General features: G+C 72.8%; 5 protein-coding genes. 1 reads left to right on the forward strand and 4 read right to left on the reverse strand.

Annotated features, from left to right (window positions below; genetic code table 11):
* Positions 1–150: 150 nt before the first annotated feature.
* The 4 genes from ABZ719_RS36405 to ABZ719_RS36420 form a co-directional block, all read right to left on the reverse strand.
* The gene (locus ABZ719_RS36405) at positions 151–1,623 is read right to left on the reverse strand and encodes a hypothetical protein (protein ID WP_366729461.1); all 1,473 of its coding nucleotides are present in this window, start codon (positions 1,621–1,623) and stop codon (positions 151–153) included.
* Between the two features lie 264 nt (positions 1,624–1,887).
* Positions 1,888–6,822 (reverse strand): NAD-glutamate dehydrogenase, encoded by a 4,935-nt coding sequence (locus ABZ719_RS36410; protein ID WP_366729457.1) that lies wholly within the window; start codon positions 6,820–6,822, stop codon positions 1,888–1,890.
* 824 nt (positions 6,823–7,646) lie between these two features.
* Positions 7,647–8,321 (reverse strand): HAD family hydrolase, encoded by a 675-nt coding sequence (locus ABZ719_RS36415; RefSeq protein WP_366729458.1) that lies wholly within the window; start codon positions 8,319–8,321, stop codon positions 7,647–7,649.
* Between the two features lie 158 nt (positions 8,322–8,479).
* Complete coding sequence (locus ABZ719_RS36420) at positions 8,480–9,004, reverse strand: hypothetical protein (RefSeq protein WP_366729459.1); 525 nt, start codon at positions 9,002–9,004, stop codon at positions 8,480–8,482.
* 402 nt (positions 9,005–9,406) lie between these two features.
* Between ABZ719_RS36420 and ABZ719_RS36425 the strand changes: the two genes are divergently transcribed.
* The gene (locus ABZ719_RS36425) at positions 9,407–10,084 is read left to right on the forward strand and encodes an Rv3235 family protein (RefSeq protein ID WP_366729460.1); all 678 of its coding nucleotides are present in this window, start codon (positions 9,407–9,409) and stop codon (positions 10,082–10,084) included.
* Positions 10,085–10,950 lie beyond the last annotated feature (866 nt).

A 10,950-nucleotide genomic window follows, 5' to 3' on the forward strand; every position in this document is an offset into this window, starting at 1 on the left:
CATCAGCGTCCTGTTCGCCATGCTCCGCGACGGCACCTTCTACGAACCCAGAACCCCACGCCTCGCTTGACGAAAGACATAGAGGCACCCCCCCCGCCCCCCGGCCCCCCGCACCTCAAGCGGGGCCGGGGCGGGCGCGGGGGGCCGGGCTCACGGCACCACGGCGTACAGCACCTGTCCGCCCGGCCCGTGGGCCACCGGCCGCAGACCGGGATCCCGGCGCGGTTGCCTGCCGTCGACCACCCAGCGCACCCGGTACGTCCGCAGGATGTCCCGGCGCGCCGTCCGCGGGGTGCCGCGCGCGAAGTAGCGCTGCACGGCCCGCTCCCTCCGCGCCTCGTCCGGCAGGAAGAACTCCGGGTAGCCGGGGACGACGGTGTAGGCACCGTAGGCGGGGATCAGCCGGGACGGGACGTCGCGGGCCATGACCACGTCGCCGTACCTCACATGCGGTGTGATCCAGTGGTACCCCGCCCACGGGGCCGTGTAGTGCACGGCGAGCACCGCGGGCAGCGCCGCCCGGCCCACGACGTAACCGAGCACCCCCGCCTGGGTCCACGCGCCCAGCGCGAGCGCGCCGGCCAGGGCCCAGGCCCACCCCGTGCGCACCGCCTTCCGGCCCCGGCCGACCACCTCCAGCGCGACGGCGAGCTGCGCCGGGACGATCGCGGCGGGCAGGGCCCGGCCCCAGGAGTAGTGGCCGCTGACGAAGCCCGCCGCGCACACCAGCGCGCCCAGCGCGAAGAAGAGCGCCAGCGGATCCCACCGGTCGCGCCGCCACCGCACGGCCAGCGCGGCCACCCCGAGCAGCACCAGCCAGTACCGGCCCGCGAAGTCCGTGTACAGCGCGCGGTGCACGCCCTCCAGGTCGCGCCCGGCGGCGAACAGCGCGAAGAAGTCGTAGTACGGCCACAGCCACAGCACCAGCAGTCCCAGCGCGGCCGATGCGGCGATCCGGGGCCACTGCGCGCGCGGCGGCCGGGCGGCGATCACCAGGGCGAGCGCGCCCAGCGTGTCGACGATCCCCGTGAACTGGTGGCAGAGCAGGATCACCGCCCACAGCGCCCCCAGACCGAGCCACACCTCCCACCCGGCCGGCGCGCGCAGTGACCGGGTGAGCCACGCCCAGTGGTGGAAGGCCAGGCCGAGCGCGAACACACTGGGGTACGAGACGGTCAGCGCGAGCGAGTTGAGGGAGACGAAGCCGCTCCAGTTGATGAGGGCGGTCCCCCACAGCAGTACCAGGCTCAGCGCGGCCAGGGCGGGCGCGGCCGGGTGCGCGCTCAGCGTCCGCACGTACCGGCGCACGCCCGTGACCAGCAGCGTCAGTCCCGCGAGCGCGGCCAGGCGCAGCACCACGAAGACGGACCAGCCGCTCAGGCGGGCGACGGAGCCGAGCAGCAGCATCCACGGCGAGTAGTAGGGGCTCGGGGTGTCCGTGTCGACGAGCGGGTTGCCCGGGTGCAGCAGGCTGTGGCGCAGGCGTTCGATGGTGGCCGCGTGCATGCCGAGGTCACCGGCCCAGGGCAGCCGGACGATCACCAGGAGCAGCAGCACGACGAGCAGCACGGCGGCCGTCCGGGGAGCGGCGGAACGTTTCACGAAGACCGGCGGCCGGGGCATCACTCGGCCGGCGGGCCGTACCTCGGGCGGCGCGGCGCGCATCATCGTGCCGGAATTCCCTGCGGCAGACTCTTCGCTGTATTTCCGGCCGGACGGTCCCCGGCGAGGTGCGCAGTCACGCGCGACACTTTAACCGAATGATCTCGAATAACAGGAAAAGGTAAATTCACCGTGCGTCGTTTCCTAAACGACCGCAAGAAATCAGCATGAGGGCGCCCCGGGCTTTTGACGGCCCGGGGCGCCCTCGTCGGCTGTGCGGGGAGGCTAGCCGTGCGACCCCAGCAGCGTCCGCATCGTCCGCATGGCCACCGACAGGTTGGCCAGGTCGAACGCGTCCGAACCGCGGATCTCCTCCAGCGTGATACGGGCCCGGGACAGGATCGGCGCGTTCTTCGTCTCCCACACCTTGAAGCGCTCCTCCGGCGTGGACGTGCCGTTGCCCACCGCGAGGACGTCCGCGGTCAGGGCCGCGTGCGCCGCGTACAGGTCCTCACGGATCGCCGCGCGCGCCATGGACTGCCAGCGGTCGGCGCGCGGCAGCTCGATGATGCGGTCCATCAGCTGCGTGATGGCGAGCCGGTCGGCCAGGTCGTAGTACACCTCGGCGACGTCCATCGGGTCCTTGCCCATGCGGTCGGCCACCGAGACGATGTCGAGCGCCGGGAAGGCCGAGGAGAACCCGGCCACGCGGGTGGCCAGCTCGTCCGGGACACCGGCCGCGGACAGCTCGTCGTAGACCTGCTGGTACCACTCGAGGTCCGCGCCCTTGATCAGCTTGGGCAGCTGGGCCCACACCTGCTCGACCCGCTCGGAGAAGAACTCGACCGTCTCGCCGAGCTGGAGCGGCTGCGGCCGGTTGTTCAGCAGCCAGCGCGTACCGCGCTCCACCAGTCGGCGCGAGTGCAGCCGGATCCGGGTCTGGACGTCGGCCTCGACCTTGTTGTCCAGGGCCTCCACCGCGTCCCACACCGGTGCCGAGCGGAAGATCGCGCGGGCCACGGTCTGCGCCCGGACGATCTCCTCCAGGGACGCCCCGGTCTCCTCCCGCAGCCGGTGCAGATACGTCGTGCCGCCGGTGTTGACCGTGTCGTTGACCAGGACGGTCGTGGTGATCTCGCGGTTCAGCGGGTGGTTGTCGATCTGCTCCGCGAACCGCTCGCGCAGCTGCGTCGGGAAGTAGGTGTGCAGCAGGCCGCGCAGATACGGGTCGTCCGGCAGCGAGGTGCCCAGTAGTTCCTCGGCGACCGTGATCTTCGTGTACGCCAGCAGGACGGCCGTCTCCGGACCGGTCAGACCGTTGCCCGCGTTCAGCCGCTCGCGGATCTGGCGGTCGGTGGGCAGGAACTCCAGCGCCCGGTCCAGATGCCCCTCGCGCACCAGGTGCTTCATGAAGCGCTGCTGGGCGTGGACCATGTCCTTGGACTGGGCGAGGGCGTTGGCGATCGCCGTGTTCTGCGCGTAGTTGTTGCGCAGCACCAGCGCGCCGACCTCGTCGGTCATCTCGGCGAGCAGCTTGTTGCGCTGCTTGACGGTCATGTCGCCGTCCGTGACCAGCCCGTTGAGCAGGACCTTGATGTTCACCTCGTGGTCGGAGGTGTCCACGCCCGCGCTGTTGTCGATGGCGTCGGTGTTGACCCTGCCGCCGGCCTGCGCGAACTCGATCCGGCCCAGCTGCGTGCAGCCCAGGTTGCCGCCCTCGCCGACGACGCGGACCCGCAGATCCTTGCCGTCGACCCGGATCGCGTCGTTGGCCTTGTCGCCGACGTCGGCGTTGGACTCGGTGGACGCCTTGACGTAGGTACCGATGCCGCCGTTCCACAGCAGGTCCACCGGGGCCTGGAGGATGGCCCGCATCAGGTCCGCCGGGGTCAGCTTGGTGACCTTGGAGTCGATGCCCAGGGCCTCGCGGATGTGCGCGTTGACCGGGATCGACTTCAGGTTGCGCGGGAAGATCCCGCCGCCGGCCGACAGCAGCTCGGTGTCGTAGTCGGCCCAGCTGGAGCGCGGCAGGTCGGACAGGCGGCGCCGCTCGGCGTAGCCGGTGGCCGCGTCCGGGTTCGGGTCGATGAAGATGTGCCGGTGGTCGAAGGCGGCCACCAGGCGGATGTGCTCGCTCAGCAGCATGCCGTTGCCGAACACGTCACCGGACATGTCACCGATGCCGACGACCGTGAAGTCCTGGGACTGGGTGTCGACGTCCAGTTCGCGGAAGTGCCGCTTGACCGACTCCCAGGCACCGCGGGCGGTGATGCCCATGCCCTTGTGGTCGTAGCCCGCCGAGCCGCCGGAGGCGAACGCGTCGCCGAGCCAGAAGTCGTAGGACTCGGCGACCTCGTTGGCGATGTCCGAGAACGTCGCCGTGCCCTTGTCGGCCGCGACCACCAGGTAGGTGTCGTCGCCGTCGTGGCGCACCACGTCCCGCGGCGGGACGACCTCGCCCGCCACCATGTTGTCGGTGATGTCGAGCAGCGCCGAGATGAACGTCTTGTAGCTGGCGATGCCCTCCGCGAGCCAGGCGTCCCGGTCCACGGCCGGGTCGGGCAGCTGCTTGGCGACGAAGCCGCCCTTGGCGCCCACCGGCACGATGACCGTGTTCTTCACCATCTGCGCCTTGACCAGGCCCAGGATCTCGGTGCGGAAGTCCTCGCGCCGGTCGGACCAGCGCAGACCGCCGCGGGCGACCTTGCCGAAGCGCAGGTGCACGCCTTCCACGCGCGGCGAGTACACCCAGATCTCGTACGCCGGGCGCGGCGCCGGCAGGTCGGGGATGGCCTGCGGGTCGAACTTCATGGAGACGTAGTCGTGCGGCCGGCCGGCCTCGGTCTCCTGGAAGAAATTGGTGCGCAGCGTCGCCTTGACGACGGTGAGGAAGGAGCGCAGGATCCGGTCCTCGTCCAGCGAGGCCACCTGGTCCAGGGCCGCGTCGACCTCTTCGAGCAGGGCGTCGACCAGCTCGTGCCCGGCGCGCTGCCGCTCGGGCGCCATCCGCGCCTCGAACAGGGAGACGAGCAGACGGGTGGTGTGGACGTTGTTGCGGAGGGTGTCCTCCATGTAGTCCTGGCTGAAGGTGGAGCCCGCCTGGCGCAGGTACTTGGCGTAGGCGCGCAGCACCATCGCCTGGCGCCAGCTCAGCCCGGCGCTCAGCACCAGCGCGTTGAACCCGTCGTTCTCCGCCTTGCCGGTCCAGGCGGCGGCGAAGGCGTCCTGGAACCGCTCACGGGCGTCGTCGGCGAGGTAGTCACCGGCGCCCGCGACCGCCTTGGGCATGCGCAGCCCGAAGTCGTAGATCCACGCCGTCGTACGGTCCGCGCAGCGCAGCTCGTAGGGCCGCTCGTCGGTGACCTCCACGCCGAGACGGCTGAGCACCGGCAGGACCTGCGAGAGGGAGACCGAGCCGCCCTTCTGGTAGATCTTGAAGCGGCGCTCCTCGGGGGCGGCGCCCACCGGCTCGTACAGGCTGAGCGCGAACTTCTTGTCCTCGTCCAGCTGCTCCAGGTTGACCAGGTCGGCGACCGCGGCGCGCGGTGTGTGGTCCGCCTTGTACCCCTCGGGGAAGGCGGCGGCGTAGCGGCGCATCAGCTCGGCGGCGCGCTCCTCGCCCAGCTCGGCGGTGAGCGCCTCGGAGAAGGCGTCGGCCCAGGAGCGGGCGGCCTCGACCAGGCGGGCCTCGATGCGCTCCTTGTCGGCGTCGGACAGCTCGGGCAGCTCGGTGCCCTGCGGGACGCGGACGACGAAGTGCAGCCGGGAGAGGATCGACTCGGTGTTCCAGGCCGTGAAGTCGACGCTGGTGCCGCCCAGTTCCTCCTTCAGGATGTCGATGATCCGCAGGCGCACACCCGTGGTGTAGCGGTCGCGCGGCAGGTAGACGAGGGCCGAGTAGTAGCGGCCGTACTCGTCCTGGCGCAGGTACAGGCGCAGCCGGCGGCGCTCCTGGAGGTACAGCACCGAGGTGGCGATCGACTGCAGCTCGGCGGCCGGCGTCTGGAACAGCTCGTCGCGCGGGTAGGTCTCCAGGATCTGGAGCAGGTCGCGCCCGTCGTGGCTGTTGGGCGAGAAGCCGGCGAGCGCCAGCACCTCGTCGACCTTGCGGCGCACGACCGGGACCCGGCGCACCGACTCGGTGTACGCCGCCGACGAGAACAGGCCGAGGAAGCGGCGCTCCCCGATCACCTCGCCCTGGTCGTTGAACTTCTTGACGCCGATGTAGTCCAGGTAGGACGGCCGGTGCACGGTGGCCCGGCTGTTCGCCTTGGTCAGCACGAGCAGCTTGTGCTCGCGCGCCTTGGCGCGGGCGTCGGCGGGCAGCCGCTCGAAGGACGGGCTGACCGGGTGGGCGTCCTCGCCGGCGTGCTGCGGGTCCGAACGCAGTATGCCCAGACCGGTGCCGGGGACGGCGGCCAGCGTGTCGTCCTCCCGCAGCTGGTACTCGCGGTAGCCGAGGAAGGTGAAGTGGTCGGAGGAGAGCCAGCGCAGCAGCTCGCGCGCCTCCTCGACCTGCGGCCCGGGCAGGTCGGCGGGGACCGGCTCGTCCGGCAGGCCCTCGGCGATGCGGGTGGCCGCGTCGCGCATCTTCTCCCAGTCCTCGACGGCCTCACGGACGTCGGAGAGCACGCGCAGCAGGTCGGCGGTGATCTGCTTGAGGTCGGACCGGTCGGTCTCGCGGTCGACCTCGACGTGGATCCAGGACTCGACGTGCGCGTCGTGCGGCAGCGGCTCACCGGCCGGTCCGGCGGGCAGCACGTCCAGGAGCTTGCCGGTCAGGTCACGGCGGACGACGAACTGCGGGTGGACGACGACGTGGATGCCGCGCCCCTGCCGGGTCAGCTCGTTGGTGACCGAGTCCACGAGGAAGGGCATGTCGTCGGTGACGACCTCGACGACGGAGTGGCTGCACGTCCAGCCGTTCTCCTCGACGGTCGGGGTGTGCACCCGCACGTTGGCCGTGCCCTGCGGGCGGTTCTCGGCCAGCCGGTAGTGCGAGAAGGCGGCTCCGAAGACGTCGACCGGGTCACGGTCGGCGAGGTCCTCCGGGGCGGTGTGCAGGTAGTAGCGCTGGAGGAAGGCGAGTACGGAGTCCCGGTCCGGGGTGCCCTCGCCCGCCATACCGGCCGGGAGGTGCCCCCCGGCCGGACTGTTCTCAGCTACCCGAACGGCCCTTTCGAGCAACTCGGCCTTGGCTTCGTCCAGCTTGGTCTGCATTGTCCTCTGGCTCCTGTCGCGCGCCGTTGCGTGACGTTGAAGGAAGTACGGTCTCTGCCCTTCCGGCGTGACGTCGCGGTCCGGGGTGTCCGGCCCTTACCGACGCTATGCCGTGAGGTGAGATGAGCGGGGGGTTATCGGCCATCTTCGACGCATCCGAGGGGTGTGACCCTGCTCTCGGTGGCGCCGCCGGGAACCGGCCCGGCGTCCTGGAGGCCCTGGGGGTGGTCCTGGTGACCCCGTCCCGCCCGGGAGGACCAGCGACCGCCGCCCGGTCACGGATGTGGTCCGTGCACACCGGGCGCAGAGCGGAGGCGAGCGCGCCCCCGCGAACTATCGCGCTGATCACGCCACCAGGCTATCGCTCTTCACGGGTGCCCCGTCATGAGCCGTATGTGTACAAAACCAGGGGTGGAACTTTGACGTTCTGCACAGGGTGCGGCGGGGTGGGGTGGTGGTGGGGCGCAGCGGGGCCGACAGGGGGGTGGCTTGAGGGGCGATTGCGGCGTGAGGGGCGGGGCAAGGTGGGGGGCGCCTTGAGGGGTGGGTGCGGCTTGTGGGACGGGGCACGGTTGGGGATGCCTTGAGGCTCGGTTGCGGCATTTGGGGCGAGGCACGGTTGCGGGCGCCTTGAGGGAACGGTTGCGGCATGTGGGGCATGCGCGCCTGGTGGGGCAGCGCCAGGTGGGCGGGCGGGGCGGTGCGCCTCGCCGGCCCGGCGGGGCGTGGTGCCGGGGAGCCGGTGCGCCTTGCCTGCCCGGCGGGGCGTGGTGCGGGGTCCGCCGACCGCATCCGCGCCCGGCACGGCGGTCACTCCCGACGCGTCACGCCGCCGCCGCGAGGCGCTGCGCCTCGGTGACCGCCTCCCGGAGCGTGTCCACCACCGGAACGCCGGCGTCCGCCAGACTGGCCCGGCTGTGCGACCCGCCGGTGTACAGCACCGCCCGCACCCCCGCGTGCCGCGCGGCCAGCGCGTCGTCGGCAGCGTCCCCTATCACCACCGTGCGCGCCGGGTCGACCGCCTCGGCCAGCGCGCCCAGGTGGCGCACCATGTGCTCGGCCTTGCTGCCCCCGGAGGGCCCGGTCCGCCCGTCGACGCGCAGGAAGTGCGCCTCGATCCCGAAGCCCCGCACCAGCGGGACCAGCTCCTCATGGCCGTACATGCTGAGGATGGACTGGCTGTGCCCGGCCGACGTCCACCCGGTGAGCAGCTCCACCGCCCCCTCGGTCAGCCCGCAGCGGGTCCGGTGCACGGTGTAGTGCCGGTGGAAGGCGTCGTCCATCAGCCGCCACTCGGCGTCCGTGGGCAGCCGCCCCATCAGCCGCTCGTAGAACTTCGGCACGGGCACGCAGTACAGCGCCCGGTACCGCTCCAGCGTGATCGGTTCCAGGCCCAGTTCGGCGAAGGCGGCGTTCGTCGCGCCGATGATCGCGTCGTTGTCGTGGAACAGCGTGCCGTTCCAGTCCCAGACGATGTGCGCACCTGACTGCATCCCCATACCGGAGAACGTACCCCCGGCCACTGACAACCGGACCGGCGGGCGGGTCGGAGGTGTGGACGGACCGGGGGCCGGGGCGCGGACGGGCCGGAGCGCGGACGGGCAGGGCGCCGACAGCCCGGGGCGCCGACGGACCAGGCAGGCCGGTCCTGGCGGCGTCACGACCTGCCGTCGGCCGGTCCGATCAGGTTCGGGATCTCCTGGGTGGCGAACCACAGCAGCTCGTGGTCCTCGGCCCCGTCCACGACGAACTGCGCGTCGTCGTCCCCCGCGTCCGCCGCGGCCAGCGCCCGCGCCGCCGCCGACACGTCCGCCTCCGCGTCGTCCGCGTCGACGTGCACCGCGGCCGCCTTGGCCAGCGGGACCGTCCCGGTCACCCGGACCTCGCCGAGCGCCCCGGGATCCAGGCCGCGGTCGGGGTCGCTGCTCACCGTGGTGTCGGGGACGTCCACGGCCACGACGACCCGGCGGCGCGGCGCGCCCGGCTCCGCGGCCAGCAGCCGCAGCGAGGCCAGCGCGGCCCGGTTCAGCGCCGCGTACTCCAGTTCCTCCAGGTCGTCGGAGAGGTACCACTCGCGCAGCGCGGGCGTGACGGCGTGGGCGACGAGCGGTTCCGGTCCCAACTGCCCCGCCTCGTAGGCCTCGGCGAGCCCGGGGAGGGTCAGGGGGACGTAGACGCGCATGGCCGGCCGCTTTCGTGGTGGGTGTTCACGGGAGTGCGTCGTCGCAGGGCTCCGACGGACGCCGGAAGGCACTGGGGAGGCCACCCGGACGGCCTTCAGGATACGTGCGGAGGTCCCCTTTCGTGTCCCCGGCCGCACCTCCGCAGGCGTCCACCGCACGCCCCGCGGTTCACCCGGTGCACCCCTGTTCCGGCCCGGAGTTCCGGGGGCGCGGGTTTGCAGGATCACCTGGATAGGTGAATCCGCCCGGCCGTCGACCCGGCCGGTGCCTTCCTTGCCTCCCCCGAGCCGGGTCCCGTACAAGGTCCCCAGCAGGAAGTTACTGCTCGGTACTGCGGCCCGCACCGACCGGCGGCCCGCACGTCCACGGCGCAAGCCAGACCACACCGAGAACGGGGACGCATGAACAAGGTCATGACCAGGGCGCAGCGCCGCCCCGGCACCCGCCCGCCCGGACGCCGCGACACCCGCCGCCCCGGCGGCGCCCCGCCGCGCACACCGGGTGGCAGCCCGGCACGCATCACCAGCGACGGCCGCCCGCCGGGCTCCCCCCGGAGCACCGGCCCCGCCCGCACCGGCCCCACGGACAACCGCCCGCCCACCGCGCCGGGCCGCCGTCGCGCCGCGACCGCGGGCCCGGCCCGCCCGTACGGCCCTCCCGGGAGCGGCCTCGCAGACCCGGGCGGCGCTCAGGGCCGTGCCGCCTCGGCGGTCGCCGCCTCCGCGGCCGCCGCCCCGGCGCCCACCGCCACCGACCTCTTCGCCGACCGGCTCCTGGCCGTCCTGAGCGGGCAGCGGCCCGTCCACTGGATGCTCCGGCACACGGCGGGAGAGGCGTACGACGAACTCGCCCGCCTCGCCGAACGCGGCCCGCTGCGGACCCGCGGCGCCCGCCCCGTCGTCCGCGACATCGGCTATTACGAGCCCCGCCCCGGCGCCCTGGAGGTCTTCGCCCGCATCGGCGCGGGCCGGCAGCTGCGCGCCATGGCGTTCCGCCTGGAACGGGGCAGGGACCGGCGCTGGCGCTGCACGGCGGTGGAGCTGGGTATCCCCCGCGTCCCCCAGCCCCAGGAGGTCTGAGCGTCGCACGACAGGTGGCCGGCCGGGCGTCAGCCCGCCGACCACTTGCCCGACCAGCCCGCCGAACGGCTCGCAACCTGCCGATCAGCCCGGCCGACGGGCCCGTAACCGGCCCCTCGGCCGGAGAGCCCGCGGGAGAGGTCCGGTGGCCCCCTCGCCGCCCGTCAGACCGGCCCGCAGCCGGTTGCCGTCCCCCGGCGAGCGGGACGCCCGCCACCGCACCACTGGACCGGCCACCGGACGGCAGGGAAGCCGACCGCAGAAACACCGAAGGGAGGGCCCCGCCCGGCTCGCAGGCCGGGCGGGGCCGGGCAGGCCGGCCAAACCGGCCGGGCGAGGCAGGTCTGGCAGGGCCATGCAGGCGGGGCCGAACCGGCCGGGCGCAGCAGATCCGGCAGGCGGGGCCGAACCGGCTGGGCGGACCAGATGAGGCAGGCGGCCGGGCGGAGCAGATCCGGCAGGCCAGGCAGGCGGGCAGGCGCCCCCGTACACCAGGGACTGAGGTCCCGCGGCCCGTGACCAGCCCTCCCCCCCCGAGGAACAGGTACGCAGCGCCCCATGCCCCGTCCACCCCTTGCGCCGACCGGCAGACGCGCCGGCAGGTCCGGCTGCGGGCCGGCAGACCGTACGGCAGCCTCCGGCCACCCCTCAGCGGCCGGACGGAACCCGAGTCATGGTGAGGCCCCTGAACCGACCGACAGGCCGGTGAACGCCCCAGCAGCCCCGCCCTCGGCCCCTCCCTCCGGACCGCCCAGACCACCGACCGTCCCTGGTCACGTCCGCTGGAGTGGTGTATCGACGGCCACTCGGTGATCTCGTCTTTGAGGCTATGCGGTGAGTTCGGTGGGCAGGACGGTGTCGTCGGT

It is taken from the genome of Streptomyces sp. NPDC006743 (assembly GCF_040703815.1).
In the GTDB taxonomy this organism is placed as follows: domain Bacteria; phylum Actinomycetota; class Actinomycetes; order Streptomycetales; family Streptomycetaceae; genus Streptomyces.